This is a genomic window from Pseudarthrobacter sp. CC12 (assembly GCF_039907755.1).
In the GTDB taxonomy this organism is placed as follows: Bacteria; Actinomycetota; Actinomycetes; order Actinomycetales; family Micrococcaceae; genus Arthrobacter; species Arthrobacter niigatensis.
Window position 1 is genome coordinate 307,531 of the sequence record NZ_JARDJH010000001.1, and the last position, 22,224, is coordinate 329,754.

Sequence of the window (22,224 nt, forward strand, 5' to 3'; positions counted from 1 at the left end):
GCTGGGATGACGGATGTCCCCGACTACTACGCCGTCCTGGGCGTAGGCCGGGAAGCCACCCGGCAGGAGATCTCCCACGCGTACCGGGTCCTCATGCGCAGCCACCATCCCGACATGGGCGGCGGGCGCAAGGACGTGCACGAACGGCCACCGGGAAACCCGGTAACGGACGGCGCCCCGGCGCAGCGTGACGAACTCCTGGGAATCATGCAGGCGTTTTACGTGCTCAGTGATCCCGGGCGCCGTGCGGACTACGACAGGCGATTGGCTGCGGGGGCACCCACCGTGGTTCCGGTCCGAAAAGTCCGCAGTCCCGGCCGCGGGCCCGGACCTGTCATCCGCATCACCCCGGTGCGGTGGGAAAGCGGGCCGTGGGCCTGATGCCGGGCAGTGCGCCTGAACTCGGCCCCGGCCCTGAACCGGGGAACCAATCAAAAGCAGTCCCCATCATCCAAGGAGGCGCAAAGCTGTATGAGCGACTGGCGGCGCTACGATTCACACCTCATTCCCGCATTCCATGAGCGCTTTGAACAGCGCTGGGGCCCGGGAACCGCACCCTTCCTGGATCCCGAGGCGCACGAACAGCCGCTGCCGCGGGCGCAATGGATCAATCCGGCCACGGGAGCTGCCCTGGCGGTGGTCCCGGTCTGGACGGCCGACGAGAGTCAGCAGCGGTCCTTTGGCGTGTTCTACCTGCCGCCGGCGGGAGACATCTGGGTCCTGCGGCCCGGCTATACCGGGTATCTTGAACCGACCGACGGCGACTCCGAGCACCTGGTTACCCTGCGCAATGACGCCTTCCGCAAGGCGGTGGCGCACGCCAAGGAGTTCCTCTTCGGGTCACAGTAGGCGCCGGTGCCCGGCGCGGAGTTGCTGCTCGTCAGCGGTCCTGCGCTGTGACATTCTGGGACGTACCAAACTTCCGTGACCAAAAGGCTGGACCCCCATGCACATCACCGCCAAGGACCTCGCAGCGCTCATCCCCCCGGGGTTCACGCTTGGCGTCGCAACCGCTGCATTCCAGATCGAGGGAGCCCTGGACGAAGACGGCCGTGGGCCTTCCGGCTGGGACAGGTTCGCCGCGAAACCGGGTGCCATCGTGGAGGACCACAGCCCGGTGGTGGCCACTGACCACTACCACCGGATGCCGCAGGACGTGGCCCTGCTGAAGCAGCTTGGCGTGGACTCCTACCGGTTCTCCTTCTCCTGGCCGCGCATCCAGCCCGGCGGAACCGGCCCGGCCAACCGCGCGGGGTTGGCCTTCTACGACCGGCTCCTGGACGAGCTCCTGGCCAACGGGATCTCGCCCATGGCCACCATCTACCACTGGGACACGCCCCTGGAGCTGGACGAAGCGGGCGGCTGGATGAACCGCGATACGGCCTACCGGCTGGGCGAATATGCCGCCCTGGTGGCCGAGGCGTTCGGGGACAGGGTGGCCCGCTGGGTCACCATCAACGAACCGGCAACGGTCAGCGCGAACGGCTACGCCTTCGGCCTGCACTCGCCCGGCAAGGAACTGGCCCTGGGCGCGTTTCCCACCGTCCACCATCAGCTGCTGGGCCATGGGCTCGCCGTGCAGGCGCTGCGCGCAGCGAAGGTGCCGGGCGAGATCGGGATGACCAATGTGTACTCACCCATGGTGCCGAACTCGATCAATCCGCTGGACAAGATCAGCGCCGGGGTCATGGACCTTGGCCAGAACCGGCTGTACGCGGACCCGGTCCTGACAGGCAAATACCCGGACCTGATCCGTGCGGCCAAGTTCTTCAGTTCCTTCGAGCACCCGGACGAAGACATGGAGATCATCTCCCAGCCCCTGGACTTCTACGGGCTCAACTACTACATGCCTACCAAGGTGGCGGCTGGACCCGGCGGCGGCACCGTGCCGTCAAGCATGGCGGAAGCCATGGGCAGCGACCTCAGCGCAACAGGCAGCGGAGCAACACCGTTCCACGTGGAGGCGTGGCCGGAGGCGGACATCACAGCGTACGGCTGGCCGGTCAAACCGGAGTACATGGCGGTGGCCCTGAAGGAGATGGCGGACCGGTACCCCAACCTGCCGCCGGTGATCATCACCGAAGGCGGTGCCAGTTTCGAGGACATCATTGTCCGGGACAAGTCCACCAACACCCGGTTCATCCCGGATGAACGCCGGCTGAAGTACATTTCCGACCACCTTGAAACCGCATTGCGGGCCACCGCCCCCGGTGGGGTCGCCGAGTCCGTGGACCTGCGCGGCTACTACGTGTGGTCGTTCCTGGACAACTTCGAATGGTCCGCCGGCTACAAGCAGCCGTTCGGGCTGCTGCACGTTGACTTCGAAACACTGGAGCGCACGCCCAAGGCCTCCTACTTCTGGTTCCAGGAACTCATCGAAGAACGCGACCTGGCAGCCGCTGCCGAGGCCGCAATCGCCCAGGCAGTGGTTCCGGACATGCTGCCCAGCGACGACCTCCCCGGCGCCGATGACCTGTTGGCCAACCCCTGAGTAGTCAGCCGCGCAGCAGGTCCAGCAAGGCCAGCTGCTTGGCGATGCCGGCGCCGTCGGGGGAGTAGATCCACGGCACGCGGGAAGTAGTGTGGTCCCCGTCCTCGGAGTGGCCGCCGGCGAATACCGATTCACTGACGGACAGCTGCCTGATCGCGATTGCCGCGACCTTTTCCGGGTTTTCGGCGGCGAAAGCCGAGTAGATGGCTTCGTCATGCTGGCCGTTGTCGCCGATCAGGAGCCACCGCATGTCCGGGAACTCCTGGGCGAGCCGCTCCAGGTTGCGGTGCTTGTGGTCCTGGCCGCTGCGGAACCAGCGGTCCTGGGTAAGGCCCCAGTCCGTCAGCAGCAGCGTGCCCTTGGGGTACATGTTGCGGGTCAGGAAGCGTCCCAGCGTGGGGGCTGCGTTCCAGGGGCCGGTGGAGAGGTAGATGACCGGGGCGTCGGGATGTTCAAGTGTCAGGCGGTCCAGCAGCACGGCCATGCCGGGCGTGGCCATGCGTGCCCGTTCGCTGAGCACGAAGGTGTTCCACAGCGCCAGGAAGGGACGGGGCAGGGCGGTCACCATGACGGTGTCGTCGATGTCGGACACGATGCCGAATTCCACACCGGGTGCGATCACCTGGATCAAAGCCTCCGCCGGGTCGGTCCCCTCCGCGCGCAGGATTGCGGTGTGCCAGCCGGGGGACAGTTGTACATCCACCTCGGTGTCGACCAGTCCGCCCCGGTCCGCCGTGACGTGGGTGACGACGTCCCCGATGGTGATCTCGACGTCGGTAAACTGCAGCGGCACCCCGGTGAAGGCGCGCCAGCCGCGGATGTTCTGGTTTCCGTTTTTAGCCTCGTGCTCGGCTTTGCTCCCCGGCAGCGGTTTGTGGGTCAGCAGCACGCGCCCCAGCACCCTGACCCGCGTGGTGGAACCGTAGCCCTGGTAGGCGATGGTCTGCGGCACGAACTTCCACCGCTTGGCCAGCGTGATCCGGACATCGTTGACCGAGTCGGACACCCAGTGCGCCAAACGGAAGAAGCGGCTTCCGGACAACGCGTACTGGCCTATCTTGTCCTGCCGTGGCGCGTGGGCGTTGTCCCGGGCTGGGTTCTGCGGAGCCGTGTCCATGCCCTAACTCTGCCACAGGGCGGCGGCAGCCTTCAGCCTGCGCCCAGGATCCCGCGCAGGGTCCAGGCGTTCCGTACAGCGTTCCCGCCGCCGTCGTTGTTGAAGTACGCGAAAACGTCGATGCCCGCACTGTCCCACTCGCGGATGCGGTCCGCCCACCAGTGCATGTCCGCATCCGAATAGGAACCCCCGTACAGGTGCTCGTGGTCCGGCCCATGCAGCCGGACGTAAGCGAAAGGCGCGGTGGTCCGCAGGATGCATGGAAGGTTGGCGCCGCTCATGACGCAGTAAGCCGCCTGGTGCCGCTCCAGCAAGGCGTACACCTCGGGCGAGTCCCAGCTGGCGTGCCGGAACTCCACGGCCACCCTGATCCAGGACGGAAGCGCGGCAAGGAAATAGTCCAGCCGTGCGTCGTCGCGCTCCAGTTGCGGGGGCAGTTGGACCAGGAGCACCGCCCGCTTGTCCCCCAGCTCATGCCAGCACCGGGCAATGCGCTCAATCCAGACCTCCGGTGAATAGAGCTTGCGTGCGTGGGTCAGGCCGCGGGGCGCCTTGACGGACATGGTGAAACCGGGCGGCAGCCGCCGGTTCCAGCCGGCAAAGGTGGTGTCCCGGGGCCACCGGTAGAAGCTGGCGTTCAACTCAACCGTGTTGAACCTGGAGACGTAGCTTTGGAGCCTGTCCCGGACGGGCAGTCCGGGCGGGTACAGGACGTTCTCCCAGTGGTCATAGCTCCAGCCGGAGGTGCCGATATGGATCGCCATTTGCCTCACGCTACACCTGGATATTCCCCTTCCGTTCGGAGCTCTGTGTGGCAGGGTGTTGTCATGGCGCGAATTGAAGATTATGCGGTGGTTGGCGACCTTCACACCGGGGCCCTGGTCAGCAAGGAAGGCTCGATCGACTGGCTCTGCCTCCCGCGGTTCGATTCCCCTGCCTGCTTTAATGCGCTGCTGGACACCCCTGACGCGGGACGCTGGCTGCTGGCGCCTGAGGGAGGGGGAACCTGCACGCGCCGCAGCTACCGGGACGGCAGCCTGGTGCTGGACACCGAGTGGGAGACGCCTGAAGGAACGGTCCGGGTCACCGACTTCATGCCGCCCAGGGATTCCGTTGCCGACATCGTCCGCATCGTGGAGGGCGTCAGCGGCACCGTCAAGATGCACGGAGAGCTGGTCATGCGGTTCGACTACGGCCATATCGTGCCATGGGTGCGGAAGGACAAGCGGGGGCTGCATGCCATCGCCGGCCCGGATGCCGTCTACCTGGTGACGCCGGCGCCGCTGCATGGCGAAAATATGCGCACGGTCAGCGACTTTACGGTGAGTGCCGGCGAGAAGGTACCGTTCGTGCTGACTTGGGCGCCAAGCCACGTGGGACGTCCGGTCAGCGTTGAGGCCGAGCACGTCCTGGACAGCACTTTCGAATTCTGGCGGGGCTGGTCCTCGCAGTGCACCGTCAAGGGGAAATACCAGGACGCGGTGGTCCGCTCCCTGGTGACGCTCAAGGCACTGACCTACGCACCCACAGGGGGCATCGTCGCGGCCGTCACCACGTCCCTCCCCGAGCAGCCCGGGGGCCAGCGGAACTGGGACTACCGATACTGCTGGCTGCGGGATGCCGCCATGACCCTGCAGGCCCTGCTGGCCGCCGGCTACACCGCGGAGGCTGCCGCCTGGCGGGACTGGCTGCTCCGGGCGGTGGCAGGCGACCCCGCCGACCTGCAGATCATGTACGGGATCCACGGCGAGCGGCGGTTGCCGGAGATGGAACTGCCGTGGCTGAAGGGCTACGAGAACTCCACCCCGGTTCGGATCGGAAATGCCGCGGCGGAGCAGTTCCAGCTGGATGTCTGGGGCGAGGTCCTTGACTGCCTGGCCCTGACCCGGAACTCGCTGCTGAAGCACACGGACGAAGCATGGGATGTGCAGATCGCCCTGATGGAGCACCTGGAAACCATCTGGGACCAGCCGGACAACGGACTCTGGGAGATGCGGGGACCACGCCGGCATTTCACCCACTCCAAGGTCATGGCGTGGGTTGCCGCCGACCGCATGGTGAAGGGCGTGCGTGAATCGGGGCTGCCGGGCCCGGTGGAACGCTGGGAGGCCCTTCGGGACCAGATCCACGCCGACATCATGGCCAATGGTTTCGATGCCCAACGCAACACATTCGTGCAGTCCTATGGCCGCCCGGAACTGGATGCCAGCCTGTTGCTGATTCCCCGCGTGGGATTCCTTCCTCCCGACGACCCCCGGGTAGTGGGCACCATCGAAGCGATCCAACGGGAATTGACCCAGGACGGATTTGTGCTGCGCTACAAGCCGGAAGAGAGTGACGACGGCCTGCCGGGGGATGAAGGGGTCTTCCTGGCCTGCTCGTTCTGGCTGGTGGAGGCGCTGCTGGGGGCGGGGCGCCACGACGAATCGCGCGAACTTTTCGAGCGGCTGCTGGAACTGCGCAACGACGTGGGGCTGCTGAGCGAGGAATGGGCCGTAAAAGCCGGGCGGCAGCTGGGCAATACGCCACAGGCCTTCAGCCACTTTGCGCTTGTGACTAGCGCCCTGGAGCTCCATCAGGATACGGTTCGCCGCAGTGACACTCCCTTTCCGCACGACAATGCGGATACGCGCTGAGGCGGCGCGGAGGGGGCTGGAACTTCTCCTTCGCAGGATAGATAAGTATACTTACTAACACCTCATGGAGTGCTCCCAAGCACAGTGCCGTGATTGACGGAGGAGTGATAGTTATGGCCGGATTTTTTGAACTCGTGGATGCCCCTGACGGTGGTTACCGGATCAGGATGATGGACGGAAGCGGGAACCTGATGGCCATCTCGGTTACCTTCCCCACCAAGCGGGCCGCGGTGGCAGGCGTTGCCATGGCCCGGGAAATTGCCGGTACGGGCCTGATCCGGGACAAGAGCCTGGACGGCGCCGGGTCCGTCATCCGTGAACGCGTGCGGCCCGTCAGTTCACCCAAGGAAGAAGCGGCCAAACTGAAAAAGGCTCCCGGCGCCCGACGGGCGGCGGTGGGCTGATGGCCGAATCCACCACACCCCCTGGCGGCTCCCGCCGGGGGGTCCTGTTTGACGTCGACGGGACGCTGATCGACTCGTCGTACATCCACACCGTCGCCTGGTGGGGTGCGTTCCGCCAGTACGGCCACGACGTCCCCATGGCGGCCATCCATCGGCTCGTGGGCATGGGTGGCGCCCGTTTGGTGGATCAACTCCTGCCGTGCGGCCGCGACCGGGAGGAGGACGAAGACATCATGGCCAGCCACGGCGCACTCTACGCCTCGCACTGGCCAGCGCTGCGCGCCCTGGACGGGGCCAAGGACCTGTTGGGCCGGTGCCATGCCGGCGGCGTTGCCGTGGCGCTGGCCTCCTCTGCGCGGCAGCGGGACCTGGAAGTCATGCGCTCCGTACTGGACGCCGACGCATTCATCGACGCCGCCACCAGTGCCAATGACGCGGAGGAGAGCAAGCCTGCGCCGGATATCCTGGAGGCGGCCCTGAAGGCTGTGGGAGTGGACGCTCCGGACGCCGTTTACGTAGGCGACGCCGTTTGGGACATGAAGGCAGCGGGTGCCCTGGGAATCCCTGCCATTGGGCTCACCTGCGGGGGAATCCATGCGGCGGAACTTCGGGAGGCGGGCGCCGTCGAGGTCTATGACGGGCCCCGCCACCTGCTGCAGAACCTGGGTACCAGTGCCATCGGGCGGCTGCTCCCGCTGGAGCCGCGCTCCTAGATCTCCGGGCTACAGTGGCTGTCCGCCCGGCACGGACCCCTCCTCGCCGGCGATGGCCGGCTTTGTCCAGGACACGATGACCTTGACCGAGCCGTCGTCGTTCCGCTCGATATCGGTGGCGACCTCGGCGGCAGGTGCCCCCATCTCCTCGATGCGCATCCGGTAGGTGCTGACCAGTTCCGCGAGGCTTTCTTCCGTCCATTCGCCCGGACGCATGCGGGTGGAGATCTCGACCGGTTCCGGCTGGTAGAGCGAGATGGCGTTCCCTTTCTTTCTTCCCGACTCTCCTACGCTATGGGCACTGGGTGGGGGCCACAACCTTTTAATCAGCATGCTTACTTTTTTCCGTCAAAACAGATAGCGTCGAAGAAAGGGTGCCGGGAGGTGCCCTGCCCGGCCCCAGGGAGACCCCCACGGGCACAGCAGAAGCGAAAGGGAGACTGTGAAAGCACTGACGTGGCAAGGAAAACGATCGGTAAGCGTGGAAGAAGTGCCCGATCCCTTCATCCAGGAACCTACGGACGCGATCGTTCGGATCACCTCCACCGCAATCTGCGGCTCCGACCTGCACCTCTATGAGGTCCTGGGCCCCTACATGCACAAGGGCGATGTCATTGGCCATGAACCCATGGGCATCGTGGAGGAAGTGGGCAGCGGCGTCACCAACCTGCGAAAGGGCGACCGCGTGGTGGTTCCGTTCAACATCGCTTGCGGCTCCTGCTACATGTGCAAGCAGGGCCTGCAGTCCCAGTGTGAAACCACGCAGGTCAGGGAAAAGGGGTCCGGCGCAGCACTCTTCGGCTACTCCGAGCTGTACGGGTCCGTCCCGGGTGGCCAGGCAGAGTACCTGCGGGTGCCGCACGCCGACTACGGACCGGTGAAGGTGGGCAGCGAGCTTCCGGACGAGCGCTACCTGTTCCTTTCCGACATCCTCCCCACCGCCTGGCAGGCCGTGGAGTACGCGGACGTCCCGGCGGGCGGAACGCTTGCAGTGTTCGGCCTGGGGCCGGTAGGCCAGTTCGCGGGCCGCATCGGCGTCCACCGCGGTTTCCGGGTGATTGGCATCGACCCGGTTGCTGAACGGCGGGAGATGGCGGCGCGGCACGGCGTCGAAACGCTGGATTACAGCAAGGCCATCGGGGACGAACTCCGGGAGATGACCGGCGGGCGCGGCCCCGACGCGGTGGTTGACGCCGTCGGCATGGAAGCACATGGTTCCCCGGTGGCAGGGTTCGCCCACCAGGCGCTGGGCCTCCTGCCGGACAAGCTGGCCCAGAAGGCGATGGAGGCCGGCGGCGTGGACCGGCTGGCAGCGCTGCACGCTTCCGTTGACGCGGTGCGACGCGGCGGCACCTTGTCTTTGAGCGGGGTGTACGGCGGTACGGCCAGCCCGATGCCGCTGCTCACGATGTTCGACAAGCAGCTCCAGGTGCGCATGGGGCAGTGCAACGTGCGGCGCTGGACCGATGACATCCTTCCCCTCGTGGAGGACGACGCCGATCCGCTGGGCGTCATGGACCTGGTCACCCACCGGTCCAACCTCGACGGTGCGCCCGCCCTGTACGAGAAGTTCCAGAAGAAGGAAGACGGCTGTATCAAGGTGGTCCTGAACCCCGCCGCCTGACCAAAAGCACAACAGCAGAGGCCGTTATGGATTCCCATAACGGCCTCTGTGCTGTTGTGGGCGGAAAGCGCCTAGGTGAGCTTCACCTGGCGGTTCATGTCCTTGTAGAGCAGGTAGCGGAACTCGCCCGGGCCGCCCGCGTAGCAGGCCTGCGGGCAGAAGGCCCGCAGCCACATGAAGTCACCGGCCTCCACCTCCACCCAGTCGTTGTTCAGCAGGTACATGGCCTTGCCTTCCAGGACATAGAGGCCGTGCTCCATGACGTGGGTTTCCGGGAACGGGATGACGCCGCCGGGCTGGAACGTCACGATGTTCACCTGCATGTCATGCGCGAGGTCGTTCGAGTCCGTGAACCGGGTGGTCTTCCACACGTCGTTGGTGTCCGGCATGGACGTGGGCTCGATGTCCTTCTCGTTCGTGACGAAGGACTTGGCCTCGTACCCCTCCAGCCGCTCGTAGGCCTTGCGGATCCAGTGGAAGGACACCACGTCGTCAGAGACGTTTTCCAGGCCCCATTCCGAACCCGCAGCGAGGTAGGCGTAGCCGCCTTCCTCCAGCGGGTGCAGTTCACCGTCGAGGGTGAGGTTGACCTTGCCGCGGGTGACGAAGATGACGCCTTCGACGCCGGCCTCGAATTCGGCCTTCGGGGCTCCTCCGCCCGGGCCGATTTCCACGATCAGCTGGGAGAAGGTGGTGGCGAAGCCGGAGATGGGGCGGGCGATGATCCAGGACCGGGTGTTTGAAAAGCCCGGCAGGTTGGACGTGACGATGTCCGTCATCACACCTTTCGGGATCACCGTGTACGCCTCGGTGACGATGGCGCGCTCCGTGGTCAGGTGGGTCTGCGGCGGGAGTCCGCCGGTGGGGGAGTAGTACTTGCCCATTGAAAGGGATCCTTTGGCTAGGAATTGGAGGTGGTGGCGAGCCGCGGGTGGGCCAGGGCGGTGAGTTGGGGAAGTCCGACGCCGGCAAGCGCCTGGACTTCCTCGGCGCCGACTGCCCCGCACTGGACGCCGCGCAGGACGAATGCGGCCAGGGCCCGGGCGGTGGCGGGTTCGTCCATGACGCCGCCTTCGGTCCGCTCCACGTAGTTGCGCAGGCGGGCAGCGGCAGCTGGCAGGCCTTCGCGGTAGAAGGCATAGGTGGCGGCGAACCGGCTGGGCAGCTGGGCCGGGTGCAGGTCCCAGCCCTGGTAGTAGCCCCGTTCCAGCGACCGGCGGACCAGGCGCCCATGCAGCTGCCAGGCGTTTTCCACGTTGTCGCCCACCGGGATGATGTTGGTGGAGCCGTCGGAAAGCCGGATGCCGGTGCCTGCCACGGCCAGCTGCATAACCTCCTTGGCGAAGTCCGCCACCGGATGCTCCATGGACTGGTACTCCGCGGAGATCTGCAGCGAAGCCGAGTAGTCGTAGGTGCCGTAGTGCAGCCCGCTGATCCGCCCGGGCACGGCATGCGGCAGTTGCGCTACCGGAGAGGTTCCTTCCGGGCCGAGGATCAGCTGCGGCGTCTCCACCTGGACCTCGAACCGCAGCCGTCCCGCAGGAAGGCCGTGGACGTCCTCGAGCCGGGAGACCGCATAGTCCATGGCCTGAACCTGCGCCACGGTGGTGACCTTGGGGAGGGTCAGGACCAGGCCCTCCGGCAATTCGCCGGCCGCGGCCAGGCCGGAGACGAACAGGTCGAGGGTCCGCAGGCCGCGGGCCCGGGTGGGAGCCTCGAAGCACTTGAAGCGGATGCCGATGAACGGGGGAGCGGAGTCGGCAGCGGCCGCCTGTGCCACCGCGGACGCCGCGGCAACCGCGGCAGCGTCCTCGGCGTCGTCGCCCCTGTCCCCGAAGCCGTCCTCGAAGTCGAGGCGCAGGTCCTCGATCGGTTCCGTCCGGAGTTTTGCCTGGACCCGGCCCGCCACGGCTTCGGCGAGCCCGGCGTCCTGGCCCAAGAGCCGGCCCAGTGTTTCCAGGCCGCCGTGGGCTTCCGCCGTCGCGATCGCCTGGGCGCCCCAGTCGGGCGCGAGCGACGGAGTGAACCGGTCTGCGGGGACGTACACCGTGTGCACGGGCTGGCGGGAGCCGTCGTCGCCCGGGTAGTTCTGTTCCAGCAGCCGGTCGGTGGCAGCAAGCTGCCCGTCAATGTGCGCGAGGTCCGCGGCTGAAAGGGAGGATTTGGGTGCTGCCATCTCAACCCACCAGTTCGTAGGCAGGCGTGGTGAGGAAGTCGGTGTAATCGTCCGAGAGGCAGATGTCAGCGATGAGCTCGCTGGCCGGCTGGTAGTAGCGGCGGAAGGCTTCGTCGCCGAATTCGGTGCGGAGCCGTTCCGTTTCCTCGCCAAGGATCCGTTCCACCAGTTCCCGGGTGACGGTGTTGCCCGTGTCCGCGAGGATGGACTTGTTGCGGATCTGCTGCCATACCTGGGAACGGGAGATCTCCGCGGTGGCGGCATCCTCCATCAGGTTGTGGATGGCCACGGCGCCGTTTCCCGACAGCCACACCGCCGTGTAGGCGACGGCTACGTAGAGGTTCAGGCGCAGGCCGGCCTCGGTGACCTGGCCCCCGGCGGACTGCACGTCCAGCAGCTGCTCCGCGGTAACTGAAACCTCGGGGCGCTGCTTGTCCACCTGGTTGGGCTTGTCACCCAGGACGGAGTCGAAGACTTCGCGGCAGGTGGGGACCAGGTCCGGGTGGGCAACCCAGGAACCGTCGAAGCCGTCGTTGGCCTCGCGGGTCTTGTCCGCGCGGACCTTTTCAAACGCCGCTTCGGTGACCTCGGGGTGGCGCCGGTTGGGGATGACCGCGGCCATCCCGCCCATCGCAAAGGCGCCGCGCCGGTGGCAGGTCTTGACCAGGAGTTCGGTGTAGGCGCGCATGAAGGGGGCGGTCATCGCCACGGAGGCGCGGTCCGGCAGGACGAACTCCTCACCGGCATCGCGGAAGTACTTGATGATGCTGAACAGGTAGTCCCAGCGGCCGGCGTTCAGGCCGGAGGCGTGGTCCCGCAGTTCGTACAGGATCTCGTCCATCTCGAAGGCGGCCGGGATGGTCTCGATCAGCACCGTGGCGCGGATGGTGCCCTGGTTCAGGCCGAGGAAGTCCTGCGCGAACACGAACACGTCGTTCCAGAGCCGCGCTTCGAGGTGGCTCTCCATCTTGGGCAGGTAGTAGTACGGCCCCTGCCCGTTGAGGACCAGCTGCTTGGCGATGTGGAAGAAGTGCAGGCCAAAGTCCACCAGCGCACCCACCGCGGGTTCACCGTTCACCAGCAGGTGCTTCTCCTGCATGTGCCAGCCGCGGGGCCGGGCCACCACGACGGCGAGCGGCGCGTCGGTGCGGAGCCGGTACTCCTTGCCTTCCTCCGAGGTGTAGCTGAGCGTGCCCTGGGCGGCGTCGCGGAGGTTGAGGATGGCATCGATGACATTGGCCCAGGTGGGCGTGCTGGCGTCCTCGAGGTCCGCCAGCCACACCTTGGCGCCGGAGTTCAGGGCGTTGATGGCCATCTTGGCCGGCGAGGCGGGGCCGGTCATTTCCACCCGGCGGTCCTGCAAAGCTGCCGGTGCCGGCGCAACCTTCCAGTCGCCGTCGCGCACGTCCTGCGTCTCCGGCAGGAAGTCGAGCTTGCCCGTTTCCGCCACCCGCTGCCGCTTGACGGCACGGGCTGCCAGGAGCTCGTTGCGGGTGCCGGCGAACCGGTTGTGGAGTTCCTCCACGAAGGCCAGTGCCTTGGGGGTGAGGATCTCCTCTGCGCGGTCGATCGGCCGGGGATCTGTGACGGTGATGGCCATTTCTGGTCCTTTCCTTAGGCTGGAAGTCGGGCGGTCAGGCGGAGGCCAGTGCTGGCTCCGCGGCGGAATCGGCCGGTCCGGCAGCCGTTGCCACGTTTGAAGCGTGAGCCGCGGCTGCGACGGCTGCCGCGACGTTGGCGGTCACGTGCGGGTCGAAGATGCTGGGGATGATGTAGCTGGCATTGAGCTCATTATCATTCACCCGGTTGGCGATTGCTTCCGCGGCGGCCACGAGCATTTCCGGGGTGATGTCGCTTGCCCCTACGTCGAGGAGTCCGCGGAAAAGGCCGGGGAAGGCCAGGACGTTGTTGATCTGGTTGGGGAAGTCGCTGCGGCCGGTGGCCACGACGGCGGCGTGCCGGGATGCGACGGCGGGGTCCACCTCGGGGGTGGGGTTGGCCATGGCGAAGACGATGGCGTCCTTTGCCATGGAGGCGATGTGTTCCTCCTCCAGGATGTTCGGGGCGGAGACGCCGATGAAGACATCAGCACCCACCAAGGCCTGGTGCAGGGTGCCGGCGAACCCTTCCTGGTTGGTGTTTTCCGCGATCCAGGTGCGGTGCGGATCGTTGTACGCCTCACCCTTGTGGATGGCGCCGGAGCGGCCCGCGGCCACAATGTGCCGGGCGCCCTGGGCCTTGAGCAGCTGGATGATGGCAGAGCCGGCGGCGCCGACCCCGGACACCACGATCCTCACGTCCGCGATCTTCTTGTCCACCACGCGCAGGGCGTTGACCAGGGCAGCGAGGGTCACGATGGCCGTGCCGTGCTGGTCGTCGTGGAAGACCGGGATGTCCAGTTCCTCGCGCAGGCGGGCCTCGATCTCGAAGCAGCGGGGGGCGGCGATGTCCTCGAGGTTCACGCCGCCGAACACGGGGGCCAGGAGCTTGACGGTGCGGATGATTTCCTCGGTGTCCTGGGTGTCCAGGCACACCGGCCACGCGTCCACGTTGGCGAACTGCTTGAACAGGGCGGCCTTGCCCTCCATGACCGGGAGGGCGGCGGCGGGGCCGATGTTGCCCAGTCCCAGAACTGCGGAGCCGTCGGTGACGACGGCGACGGTGTTGCGCTTGACGGTCAGGTTGCGGGCGGCGGCCGGGTCCTCCGCGATTGCCAGGCACACCCGGGCGACGCCGGGGGTGTAGGCGCGGGAGAGATCGTCGCGGTTGCGCAGGGGGACCTTTGGGACCACCTCGAGCTTGCCGCCGAGGTGCATCAGGAAGGTGCGGTCCGAGACGTGCTGGACCGTGACGCCGTCGAGCGCGTTGAGGGCGTCCTTGACCCGTGCTGCGTGGGCGTCGTCGGTGGTGTTGCAGGTGACGTCGACCACCAGGGTTTCGTGGTGGGACTCGGTGACATCAAGGGCGGTGATGGCGGCGCCGGCGGCTCCGACGGCCGCGGCGAGCTCGCTGGTGGCGCTGAAGCTCGAGGGTGCTTCCACGCGCAGGGTGATCGAATTTCCGGGGCTGGGGTTCGCCATTGAATGTCCTCCTGTTAGGCCTTGTCCGGCTTCTGCTCTCATCCGGATGTTTTCGTATTATGGATATTATTATCTACTTTATGGAAATACAAGCCCTCCGAATACGACTGCCCCGCTTGGTCGCGCGGCAGTAAGGCCCGTGATGTATGTTGGGGTTCTAAGCAACTCTTTTCACGATGCGGATAAGAGTTGTCGGATTCCGAGCCACAGGAGACAACGGAATGGCAGAGAAAGCCTCTGGTGGGGTGCAGTCGGTGGAGCGCGTCTTCGAACTGCTGGAGCTCATCACCGATGCCGGCGGCGACGTGACGCTCAGCGAGCTCTCGTCCTCCACGGACCTCCCGCTGCCCACCATCCACCGCCTGCTCCGTACGTTGGTGTCGCTCGGCTACATCCGCCAGCTGCCCAACAGGCGCTACGCCCTGGGCCCACGCCTGATCCGCTTGGGGGAAGGTGCCAACAAGCAGCTCGGTGCCCTGGCGCAGCCCCAGCTTAAGATCCTGGTTGACCGGCTGGGGGAGACCTCCAACATGGCTGTCCTGGACTCGGACATGGTGATCTACGTGGCCCAGGTGCCCTCGCTGCACTCCATGCGCATGTTCACGGAGGTGGGACGGCGCGCCCACACCCACGCCACCGGCGTGGGCAAGGCCATCCTGGCCCAGCTCGACGACGACACCGTGCGGGGCATCGTTGCCCGCGCCGGGATGCCCACCCCCACTGCGAAGAGCATCGGCGACGTGGAGGAACTCCTGGCCGACCTCAAGCTCATCCGTGAGCGGGGGTACTCCATCGACGAGGAAGAGCAGGAACTCGGCGTCCGCTGCTTCGCCATGGCGGTCCCCAACGCTCCGACGCCTACCGCGATTTCCGTTTCCGGGCCGGTGTCCCGGGTGGATGAGGACTTCGCCGACAAAGCCGTTCCCATCCTCCGTGAAGCCGCCGAGGCCATCTCCCGCGAGCTCAACCGCACCTAAGGCTCCCTCTTCACTGACAACCACGACGGGGGGCCCCCCCCCGGGGGGCGCGGGGGGGGGGGCCCCGGGCCCCCCCCCCGCCGGGGGGGGGGGGGGGCCGGCACCTTTCGCGAAAGGTGCGGGCCGCCGTCGTCCAACCCGGGGAAGGTCAGTGCTCTGACGCCTTTTCGGATGACTCAATGGCGACTTCCTTGCCCTCGCAGTCAATGAGCTTGCCGTTTTCGAACCGGTCGCCTTCCGCCAGGCACTTGAGGTCCTCCTCGCGGACCACCCGGCCGGTGCCGGCAACAAACACCGACTGGTTCTCCGAGTTGCCTGCCTTCAGGTGGTTGAAGAGCAGGTTCAGCAGGATGGCCATGACGGCGGCCGAGCTGATGCCGGAGTGGAAGATGGTGCTCACCCAGGAGGGGAACTGGTTATAGAAGGTAGGGGCCGCAATGGGAAGCATGCCGAACCCGATGGAGGTGGCCACGATGATCAGGTTCATGTTGTTCCGGTACTCCACCTTGGCGAGAGTGCGGATGCCGCTCGCGGCCACGGTCCCGAAGAGGACAATCCCGGCGCCACCCAGGACAGCGGTGGGCACGGCCGCCACCACCCGGCCCATGACCGGAAGCAGCCCCAGCAGCACCAGGATGACGCCGCCCGCGGCAACCACATAGCGGCTCTTAATCTTGGTGACGGCCACCAGGCCCACGTTCTGGGCGAAGGCGCTCTGGGTGAACGAACCAAAGATCGGGGCAATCAGGCTGGAGCCCATGTCGGCCCGCAGGCCGGCCGCGATGCGCTTGGAGTCGGTGCGGGTGCCAACGATCTCGCCCACTGCAAGGATGTCCGCCATGGTTTCGGTGAGGATGACCAGGACCACGATCAGCATGGAAATGATGGCGGCAATGTCGAACGTCGGCGTGCCCAGCAGGAACGGGGTGGGGAAAGCGGCAATGGGACCGTTGCCCACCTTGGAGAAATCGGCCATCCCGGTTGCTGCCGCGATCAGGGTTCCCGCCACCATGGCCAGCAGGATGGACAGGCGGGAAATGGTGGCGCTGCCCACCTTGCTCAGGACCAGGACCAGGACCAGGGTGACGGCCGCCAGTCCGATGTTGGCCATGCTGCCGTAGTTCTCCGCCTTGCTGTTCCCGCCCATGGCCCAGTTTGCAGCCACCGGCATGAGGGTCAGCCCAATGGTGGTGATCACCGTGCCCGTTACCACCGGGGGGAAGAACCGGACGATCTTGGAGAAGACCGGTGCGATCAGCAGGCCAACCGCGGCGGAAACCATCACGGCCCCAAACACGGCAGGCAGTCCGCCTCCGTTGGTCACAATCGCGACCATGGTGGCCACGCTGGCGAAGGAGACACCCTGGACCAGCGGGAGTTGGGATCCGAAGAACGGGATTCCGACGGTCTGCAGCAGGGTAGCGAGGCCGCCCATGAAGAGGGCTGCCGCAATCAGGACGCCGGTGTCGGAGGACGACAGGCCTGCTGCCTGGCCCACGATCAGCGGGACGGCGATGATGCCGCCGTACATGGTCAGCACGTGCTGGAACCCGTAGGCAAAGCTGCTGCCTATTGACAGCCGTTCGTCTTCGGGGCGTCCCGCTGCGGGGCGCTTGGTCCGTTTCTTGGAGTCGCCGGCGGTCTTGTTCGTACCGGGGGACGGGGCGTTCTTGATGTTCATGGCAGACTTTCCTGGTTCATGGCAGACGTCTTCGTCTGGCTAACTTTGTCTGGCTAACGTCGAAGTTTTAGGGGTGCTGCGGTTTTGCGGAACTGCGGGTTGCGGATGGCCGGGCCGCCGAAACCTCGGTCGCGGCGGCCCGGCCACCCGCACTGGCTCAGCAGAAGCCGGCGATGCCCGTCCATGCGTTCTCGGCGGGAACGGCGTCTTCGCGCAGGACCGTGGCCTCGATCAGGCCGTAGGGACGATCCGCCGCGAAGAAGACCTCGTTGGGGTTGTCCAGGCCGAACGGCGAGAGGTCCACAAGGAAGTGGTGCTTGTTGGGCATGGAGAACTTGATTTCGTCGATTTCGGGGTGGGCCTCGAGGACCTTGGTTCCCATGTCGAACAGTGTCTGCTGCAGGGCGTGTGAGTAGTTTTCGGTGAAGCCTTCGAGCAGCAGGCTCTTCACGTCGTCGTAGTTCTTGTTGAAATCAAACGACGTGAAGTCGGTGCCGGCCTTGTACCGCCAGCGGGCGGAGACGTCGGTGGCGAGGATCCTGTCGGTGGTTTCCGCCAGGGTGGTGTACTTGTCCTTGGGGTAGCCGACGAAGCCGGACTGGGTGGACTTCAGGACGGTCAGGTCCTTCAGTCCGGAGATAAGGTGCTCGGCAGCGCCGTCGCGGACCAGCACTGCCGTGCGGACTTCCTGGCCGTTGCGGACGAACGAGTGGTCGTGTTCGCTGCCATGGGCCTGGATCCGGTTCCAGCTGTAGGACTCTGCTTCCCAGCGGCCGCCATCAACCCAGCTGAAGCTCGAGGTGAAGTGCTCGCCAAGGCGAAGGAGGAAAGCTTCCGGGGAACCGATGCCCTCGCGGGCGAATGCGTAGACGGTGTTCTTCTGGGTGTCGGTGGGTACAACATGGCTGTTGTCGCCCTCCAGGTGTGCCGCCTCGAAGTCGCCGCGCAGCTGCGAGGTGACGTTGAGGTCTTCAATCTGGTGGCGGTCCGTGTCGCGGGTGATCTTGACGACCCGGACCTCGGCCTTGCCGAACTGGTTGCTGCCGAGAAGGATCTTGCTGCTCATGGTCTTTTCCCAACTTCCGGTAAGTGGAACCTAGGTTCCATCACTGAAATTAAGCGCGCGTTTCATGCGCGTTTCCGATGGAGCCGACCCAACAAAAAAAGAGCCGGCATCCGTTGATGCCAGCTCATTACGACCCTGCCTGCTGCTCCCAGGTTACGTGACTTGCGCCACGAGTTGCATAACAGCGTACCCCGGCTGCGCGGTGGTGTACATCACAGAATGAAAATTCCATTTGTGACCGGCGGGCTGCCTGCGCTCCCGCCGCTACCTATTGACGGGATGGGATGGCCGTCCTAATATTTTCATAAAGCAAAAACTAATTTCCACAGTACGAAAAGAGGGGGGTCCGATGTACCAGCAGGACAACCAGCCCACGCCCGCAGCGCCGTCCGCAGGAGTGGCTGGACAGGAGTTCTACCTCCCGCTCGGCGGCGGGGTGGATCCCGACCTCTATCTGCCCGAGGACCGCCTGCGCCTCACGGGCCGCCTGTCCAGGTGGGTGCAGTCATTGCGTACTCCGCCGGTGAGGGTGTCCAAGGGCCGCCCCCAAGGCTGAGTGGCCGCTCCTCAGGAACCGGTGCGCCCCGGCCACTGCTTTCCGGCCCAGGGGTCGTAGTCCGCGATGAGCTCCTCCTGCGGCGGCCGGTCGGCCTCGGGGACATGCTGCAGGTTCACCCGCACCCGGTACCAGAGCGAGCTTGAACCACGCATCCCGTCCACCAGGACGTCGGCCGGCTGCAGGGAATCGACGACGGCGGCATGCCGGGCCTTCCATTCGTCGAGCGCCGCCAGCGCTTCGGGCTTTGTCTTGGTCCGGGCCACTTCGATGAGGGGCATCAGCGACTGCCGGCGGCCGGATCCGTTGCCGCTGCGCGGAGCCTTTTCCGCCGGCCCCAGTTCCTTTGCCAGGGCAAGGAGCCCGTCCAGTGACCCCACCGCGCCGTCGATGCCGGCGTGCGGGTCGCCGATTCCTGCATACCGCTCCATCACCGTGGCGACAGTGAACTGTCCAGGCCGGGCGGTGCGCATTTCCTCCCAGGTCAGCGGAGTGGACACCCGGGCGTCCGGCAGGGGCCTGACCGAGTAGGCGGACGCGACCGTGCGGTCCTTGGCGTTCTGGTTGAAGTCCACGAACACGCTCTCGCCGCGTTCCTCTTTCCACCACCGTGCCGTTGCCAGGCCGGGGGCGCGGTTCTCCACCTCCCTCGCGAGGGTCTCCGCGGCCAGCCGGACGTCCCGGTACGACCACTCAGGCGCGATGCGGACCAGGATGTGCAGGCCGCGGGACCCGCTGGTCTTGGGCCATCCCACCAGTCCCGCATCGGCAAGGACCTCCTGCGCCACATAGGCGACGTCGACGATTTGCGTCCAGTCCACACCAGGCATGGGATCAAGGTCCACCCGCAACTCGTCCGGGTGTTCAAGGTCTTCTGCCCGCACCGGGTGGGGGTTCAGGTCAAGGCAGCCGAGATTAACCACCCAGGCAAGTCCTGCCGCATCCCTGATCACCGCTTCCTCGGCCGAAGTCCCTGATGCGTAATGCAGGGTAGTGGTATCGATGAAGGGAGGGTGGTTTTCCGGCACGCGCTTCTGGAAGAACGGTTCTGCATCAATGCCCTTGGGGAACCTCTTGAGCACCATGGGGCGGCCGCTGGCGCCGCGCAGTGCTCCCTCCGAAACCGCGAGGTAGTACCGCACCAGGTCGAGCTTGGTCAGGCCGGCATCCGGGAATACCACCTTGTCCGGACTCGAGATCCGGACTTCGTTGCCTTCAATGTCCAGGACCTCAGCCGGCGTCTTTGACGGAGTCATGCCGTCACGCTAGCAGTTGGCCTTTTGCGCGTCAGCCCTGCAGGGCCGGGGGCGGCCGGCGAGAAGGGGCGTTCCGTGAAGCCGTGGAAACATGGATTTCACATCGCGAAATAAATTTTCCAGAAAACTATGGCGTGGCCCACAATCCGGTGCTAATCTCGATTCTGCCAAAGGCGGGCACCCAAACCCGGGAAGCTATCTACCAGGCGCAACTTAACCTTCACAGCACATGCTGAAGCCTGGTAACCGTTCGCACCTGGTTTTACTGGTCCTGCGCGGCAACAGGCTTCCCGGCAAAAGGAAGTCGCATCATGAGTACCACCGTCACGGCCGAACAGTTTTTGGCCCGCTCCATCCGGCTGGCAACGGCCAATGTCCTGAACAGCGGAGGCCCGTTCGGCGCCATGATCGTCATGGCGGACGGGCAGGCGTTCGACGGCGTCAACCGCGTCACCGCGGACAACGACCCCACCGCGCACGCCGAAGTCACCGCCATCCGCACTGCCTGCCGCGAGCTGGGCACCTTCGACCTCAGCGGTGCCACCCTCTACACCAGCTGCGAGCCGTGCCCGATGTGCCTGGCCTCCGCACTCTGGGCCCGGGTCAGCCGCGTGGTCTACGCAGCGGACCGCCACGACGCCGCCTCCGTCGGCTTCGACGACGCTGTGTTCTACGAATACTTCGAAAACCGGGACCGGGATTCCCTGATGCCGGTTTCCAAGCTGGAGCTGGGCGATCCCCAGGCCCCGGCCCCGCTGGAGCCGTTCAGTACCTGGAACACGCTCGAATCCAGGATCGATTACTAGGCGGCAGGAATGACCATCCTGGACCATTCCCACGAGGAGCATTCGGCTCCAACCGCCAGCATCTCCCGGCAGGAGCCGCGCGCGTTGGCGCAGGCCGCAAAAAAGCCCCGGCCGCCTGCACCGGACTCCATCCTTGACCGCTTCTTCCATATCACCCGGCGCGGCTCCACGCTGGCCCGCGAATTCCGGGGCGGCCTGGTCACCTTCTTCACCATGGCGTACATCGTCATCCTGAACCCCCTCATCCTGGGCGGGTTCAGCGCGGACAACGCACCCACCGATGTGGCTGGCGGCTGGCTCTCCGCGTCCCAGGTGGGTGCCGTCACCGGCCTCACCGCCGGCGTCATGACCATCCTCTTCGGACTGATCGCCAACCTGCCGTTCGGCCTCGCTGCCGGCCTGGGCATCAACTCCTTCCTGGCCGTCTCGGTGATCCACGAGGTCACCTGGGCCGAAGCCATGGGCCTGGTGGTCATCAACGGCATCCTGATCGTCCTGTTCGGCGTCACCGGCGCCCGGACCGCCATCTTCCGGGCCGTGCCCAAGGAACTCAAGGCCGCCATCACCGTCGGCATCGGCCTGTTCATCGCCTTCATCGGCTTCGTCGACTCCGGCTTCGTCAGGCCTGCGGCAGGCGGCCCGCCCGTCCAACTGGGCGACGGCGGCTCCATCACCTCCGTGCCCACGCTGGTGTTCGTCGTCGGCCTCCTGGCCATGGGCATCCTCGTGGCGCGCAAGGTGCAGGGCGGCCTGCTCATCGGCATCGTCGGCACCACCGTGCTGGCCGCCGTCGTGGAAGCCGTCCTGAAGCTTGGCCCCGCCAGCCCCACCAACCCCGGCGGCTGGCACCTGAACACCCCTGTCCTGTCCGGCCAGCTGGTATCCGCACCCGACCTGGGCCTGGTGGGCCACTTCGACCTCTTTGGTTCATTCAGCCGGATCGGCGGACTCGCGGCCACCATGCTGGTGTTCACGCTGGTGTTCACCAACTTCTTCGACGCCATGGGAACCATGACCGGCCTGGCCAGGAGCGCCGGCGTCGCCCACAAAGACGGCACATTCCCGCGGCTGAAAGCGGCCTTCATCGTGGAAGGCTTCGGCGCCGTAGCGGGCGGGGCAACCTCCGGATCATCCAACACCGTGTACATCGACTCCGCGGCCGGAATCGGCGAAGGGGCGCGGACCGGCCTGGCCTCGGTGGTCACCGGCGTGCTGTTCCTCGGTTCGATGTTCCTCACCCCGCTCACCAGCGTGGTGCCGCTTGAAGTCGCGGCTGCCGCCCTGGTGGTGGTGGGCGCCATGATGATGGCCCAGATCCGCGAGATCAAGTTCACCAAGTTCACCGTGGCCCTGCCGGCCTTCCTCACCATCGTCACCATGCCGCTGAGCTACTCGATCGCCAACGGCATCGGGGTTGGCTTCGTGAGCTGGGCCGTCATCGGGGCGGCGTCAGGCAAGGCGAAGAAAATCCACCCGCTGATGTGGGTGGTGAGCATCGGGTTCCTGGTGTACTTCGCCCGCGGACCGATCAACCACCTGCTGGGCGGCTGAGCTTGCCCCAACCAGACCGGGGGCCGGGCCAATGCTTGGCCCGCCCCCTGGCAGGACAGACAATGGACACCACCGCCGCGCGGAAGAAGG

21 protein-coding genes are annotated in these 22,224 nt (G+C 66.0%); 11 read left to right on the forward strand and 10 right to left on the reverse strand.

Going from position 1 to position 22,224, the window contains the following annotated elements; translation table 11 throughout:
* The first annotated feature begins 6 nt into the window (after positions 1 to 6).
* The 3 genes from PV772_RS01465 (at position 7) to PV772_RS01475 (ending at position 2,491) form a co-directional block, all read left to right on the forward strand.
* A complete protein-coding gene (locus tag PV772_RS01465; RefSeq protein ID WP_141182481.1) occupies positions 7 to 381 on the forward strand; it encodes a J domain-containing protein in 375 nt (124 codons plus the stop codon).
* Positions 382 to 471: 90 nt separating this feature from the next.
* Positions 472 to 849: a hypothetical protein gene (locus PV772_RS01470; RefSeq protein ID WP_141159322.1), complete on the forward strand. Its 378-nt coding sequence runs from the start codon at positions 472 to 474 to the stop codon at positions 847 to 849.
* 97 nt (positions 850 to 946) lie between these two features.
* Positions 947 to 2,491 (forward strand): family 1 glycosylhydrolase, encoded by a 1,545-nt coding sequence (locus PV772_RS01475; protein WP_347885151.1) that lies wholly within the window; start codon positions 947 to 949, stop codon positions 2,489 to 2,491.
* Between the two features lie 4 nt (positions 2,492 to 2,495).
* Here PV772_RS01475 and PV772_RS01480 read toward each other — a convergent pair whose 3' ends face one another.
* Positions 2,496 to 3,608: a phosphatase domain-containing protein gene (locus PV772_RS01480; protein WP_141159324.1), complete on the reverse strand. Its 1,113-nt coding sequence runs from the start codon at positions 3,606 to 3,608 to the stop codon at positions 2,496 to 2,498.
* Positions 3,609 to 3,640: 32 nt separating this feature from the next.
* Positions 3,641 to 4,372, reverse strand: a complete 732-nt coding sequence (locus PV772_RS01485; RefSeq protein WP_141159325.1) for a DUF72 domain-containing protein — start codon at positions 4,370 to 4,372, stop codon at positions 3,641 to 3,643.
* A 63-nt stretch (positions 4,373 to 4,435) separates the two neighbouring features.
* On the opposite strand from PV772_RS01485, the gene PV772_RS01490 reads away from it, so the two are divergent.
* From PV772_RS01490 to PV772_RS01500, 3 genes are all read left to right on the forward strand, one after another.
* Positions 4,436 to 6,244, forward strand: a complete 1,809-nt coding sequence (locus PV772_RS01490; protein WP_347885152.1) for a glycoside hydrolase family 15 protein — start codon at positions 4,436 to 4,438, stop codon at positions 6,242 to 6,244.
* Between the two features lie 113 nt (positions 6,245 to 6,357).
* Positions 6,358 to 6,648, forward strand: coding sequence for a ribosomal protein L7/L12 (locus PV772_RS01495; RefSeq protein WP_141159327.1), 291 nt, complete (start codon positions 6,358 to 6,360; stop codon positions 6,646 to 6,648).
* Positions 6,648 to 7,361, forward strand: coding sequence for an HAD family hydrolase (locus PV772_RS01500; protein ID WP_347885153.1), 714 nt, complete (start codon positions 6,648 to 6,650; stop codon positions 7,359 to 7,361). The genes PV772_RS01495 and PV772_RS01500 overlap by 1 nt, the downstream gene beginning before the upstream one ends.
* A 9-nt stretch (positions 7,362 to 7,370) precedes the next feature.
* On the opposite strand, the gene PV772_RS01505 is transcribed toward PV772_RS01500, so the two are convergent.
* Positions 7,371 to 7,694 (reverse strand): hypothetical protein, encoded by a 324-nt coding sequence (locus PV772_RS01505; RefSeq protein WP_347885154.1) that lies wholly within the window; start codon positions 7,692 to 7,694, stop codon positions 7,371 to 7,373.
* Positions 7,695 to 7,803: 109 nt separating this feature from the next.
* Between PV772_RS01505 and PV772_RS01510 the strand changes: the two genes are divergently transcribed.
* On the forward strand, positions 7,804 to 8,985 hold the full coding sequence (locus PV772_RS01510) for a zinc-dependent alcohol dehydrogenase (RefSeq protein ID WP_347885155.1): 1,182 nt from the start codon (positions 7,804 to 7,806) through the stop codon (positions 8,983 to 8,985).
* Positions 8,986 to 9,056: 71 nt separating this feature from the next.
* On the opposite strand, the gene PV772_RS01515 is transcribed toward PV772_RS01510, so the two are convergent.
* Genes PV772_RS01515 through PV772_RS01530 form a run of 4 tightly spaced genes read right to left on the reverse strand, consistent with a single transcriptional unit; the run spans position 9,057 to position 14,241 of the window.
* Entirely contained in the window at positions 9,057 to 9,869 is an 813-nt protein-coding gene (locus PV772_RS01515; RefSeq protein ID WP_141159331.1) for a bifunctional allantoicase/(S)-ureidoglycine aminohydrolase, read from the reverse strand.
* Positions 9,870 to 9,886: 17 nt separating this feature from the next.
* Complete coding sequence (locus PV772_RS01520; RefSeq protein WP_347885156.1) at positions 9,887 to 11,161, reverse strand: aldolase; 1,275 nt, start codon at positions 11,159 to 11,161, stop codon at positions 9,887 to 9,889.
* A 1-nt stretch (position 11,162) separates the two neighbouring features.
* Positions 11,163 to 12,761: a malate synthase A gene (gene aceB, locus PV772_RS01525; protein WP_347885157.1), complete on the reverse strand. Its 1,599-nt coding sequence runs from the start codon at positions 12,759 to 12,761 to the stop codon at positions 11,163 to 11,165.
* A 34-nt stretch (positions 12,762 to 12,795) separates the two neighbouring features.
* Positions 12,796 to 14,241 carry an NAD-dependent malic enzyme gene (locus PV772_RS01530; protein WP_141182477.1) on the reverse strand — a complete coding sequence of 482 codons (1,446 nt, stop codon included), beginning with the start codon at positions 14,239 to 14,241 and terminating at the stop codon, positions 12,796 to 12,798.
* Positions 14,242 to 14,462: 221 nt separating this feature from the next.
* Between PV772_RS01530 and PV772_RS01535 the strand changes: the two genes are divergently transcribed.
* Positions 14,463 to 15,218, forward strand: coding sequence for an IclR family transcriptional regulator (locus PV772_RS01535; protein ID WP_347885158.1), 756 nt, complete (start codon positions 14,463 to 14,465; stop codon positions 15,216 to 15,218).
* A gap of 148 nt (positions 15,219 to 15,366) precedes the next feature.
* Here PV772_RS01535 and PV772_RS01540 read toward each other — a convergent pair whose 3' ends face one another.
* Both PV772_RS01540 and pucL read right to left on the reverse strand, forming a co-directional pair.
* A complete protein-coding gene (locus tag PV772_RS01540; protein ID WP_347885159.1) occupies positions 15,367 to 16,899 on the reverse strand; it encodes a nucleobase:cation symporter-2 family protein in 1,533 nt (510 codons plus the stop codon).
* Between the two features lie 157 nt (positions 16,900 to 17,056).
* On the reverse strand, positions 17,057 to 17,965 hold the full coding sequence (gene pucL / locus PV772_RS01545; protein ID WP_347885160.1) for a factor-independent urate hydroxylase: 909 nt from the start codon (positions 17,963 to 17,965) through the stop codon (positions 17,057 to 17,059).
* Positions 17,966 to 18,314: 349 nt separating this feature from the next.
* Here pucL and PV772_RS01550 point away from each other — a divergent pair, with 349 nt between their 5' ends.
* Complete coding sequence (locus PV772_RS01550) at positions 18,315 to 18,521, forward strand: hypothetical protein (protein ID WP_307362853.1); 207 nt, start codon at positions 18,315 to 18,317, stop codon at positions 18,519 to 18,521.
* Positions 18,522 to 18,532: 11 nt separating this feature from the next.
* Here the strand turns inward: PV772_RS01550 and ligD are convergent, their stop codons facing one another.
* Entirely contained in the window at positions 18,533 to 19,777 is a 1,245-nt protein-coding gene (gene ligD / locus PV772_RS01555; protein ID WP_141159340.1) for a non-homologous end-joining DNA ligase, read from the reverse strand.
* Between the two features lie 311 nt (positions 19,778 to 20,088).
* Here ligD and PV772_RS01560 point away from each other — a divergent pair, with 311 nt between their 5' ends.
* Both PV772_RS01560 and PV772_RS01565 read left to right on the forward strand, forming a co-directional pair.
* Entirely contained in the window at positions 20,089 to 20,583 is a 495-nt protein-coding gene (locus PV772_RS01560) for a nucleoside deaminase (protein ID WP_141159341.1), read from the forward strand.
* 9 nt (positions 20,584 to 20,592) lie between these two features.
* Complete coding sequence (locus PV772_RS01565) at positions 20,593 to 22,134, forward strand: NCS2 family permease (protein ID WP_141159342.1); 1,542 nt, start codon at positions 20,593 to 20,595, stop codon at positions 22,132 to 22,134.
* The last annotated feature ends 90 nt before the right edge of the window (positions 22,135 to 22,224 follow it).

Coding starts and splice junctions, on each gene's coding strand:
- PV772_RS01480 (WP_141159324.1), bottom strand. CDS start 3,608: ATGGACACGGCTCCGCAGAACCCAGCCCGGGACAACGCCCACGCGCCA.
- aceB (WP_347885157.1), bottom strand. CDS start 12,761: ATGGCCATCACCGTCACAGATCCCCGGCCGATCGACCGCGCAGAGGAG.
- PV772_RS01560 (WP_141159341.1), top strand. CDS start 20,089: ATGAGTACCACCGTCACGGCCGAACAGTTTTTGGCCCGCTCCATCCGG.
- PV772_RS01540 (WP_347885159.1), bottom strand. CDS start 16,899: ATGAACATCAAGAACGCCCCGTCCCCCGGTACGAACAAGACCGCCGGC.
- PV772_RS01550 (WP_307362853.1), top strand. CDS start 18,315: ATGTACCAGCAGGACAACCAGCCCACGCCCGCAGCGCCGTCCGCAGGA.
- PV772_RS01495 (WP_141159327.1), top strand. CDS start 6,358: ATGGCCGGATTTTTTGAACTCGTGGATGCCCCTGACGGTGGTTACCGG.
- PV772_RS01490 (WP_347885152.1), top strand. CDS start 4,436: ATGGCGCGAATTGAAGATTATGCGGTGGTTGGCGACCTTCACACCGGG.
- PV772_RS01530 (WP_141182477.1), bottom strand. CDS start 14,241: ATGGCGAACCCCAGCCCCGGAAATTCGATCACCCTGCGCGTGGAAGCA.
- PV772_RS01500 (WP_347885153.1), top strand. CDS start 6,648: ATGGCCGAATCCACCACACCCCCTGGCGGCTCCCGCCGGGGGGTCCTG.
- PV772_RS01520 (WP_347885156.1), bottom strand. CDS start 11,161: ATGGCAGCACCCAAATCCTCCCTTTCAGCCGCGGACCTCGCGCACATT.
- PV772_RS01535 (WP_347885158.1), top strand. CDS start 14,463: ATGGCAGAGAAAGCCTCTGGTGGGGTGCAGTCGGTGGAGCGCGTCTTC.
- PV772_RS01475 (WP_347885151.1), top strand. CDS start 947: ATGCACATCACCGCCAAGGACCTCGCAGCGCTCATCCCCCCGGGGTTC.
- PV772_RS01505 (WP_347885154.1), bottom strand. CDS start 7,694: ATGCTGATTAAAAGGTTGTGGCCCCCACCCAGTGCCCATAGCGTAGGA.
- PV772_RS01470 (WP_141159322.1), top strand. CDS start 472: ATGAGCGACTGGCGGCGCTACGATTCACACCTCATTCCCGCATTCCAT.
- pucL (WP_347885160.1), bottom strand. CDS start 17,965: ATGAGCAGCAAGATCCTTCTCGGCAGCAACCAGTTCGGCAAGGCCGAG.
- PV772_RS01515 (WP_141159331.1), bottom strand. CDS start 9,869: ATGGGCAAGTACTACTCCCCCACCGGCGGACTCCCGCCGCAGACCCAC.
- PV772_RS01485 (WP_141159325.1), bottom strand. CDS start 4,372: ATGGCGATCCATATCGGCACCTCCGGCTGGAGCTATGACCACTGGGAG.
- PV772_RS01565 (WP_141159342.1), top strand. CDS start 20,593: ATGACCATCCTGGACCATTCCCACGAGGAGCATTCGGCTCCAACCGCC.
- PV772_RS01465 (WP_141182481.1), top strand. CDS start 7: ATGACGGATGTCCCCGACTACTACGCCGTCCTGGGCGTAGGCCGGGAA.
- ligD (WP_141159340.1), bottom strand. CDS start 19,777: ATGACTCCGTCAAAGACGCCGGCTGAGGTCCTGGACATTGAAGGCAAC.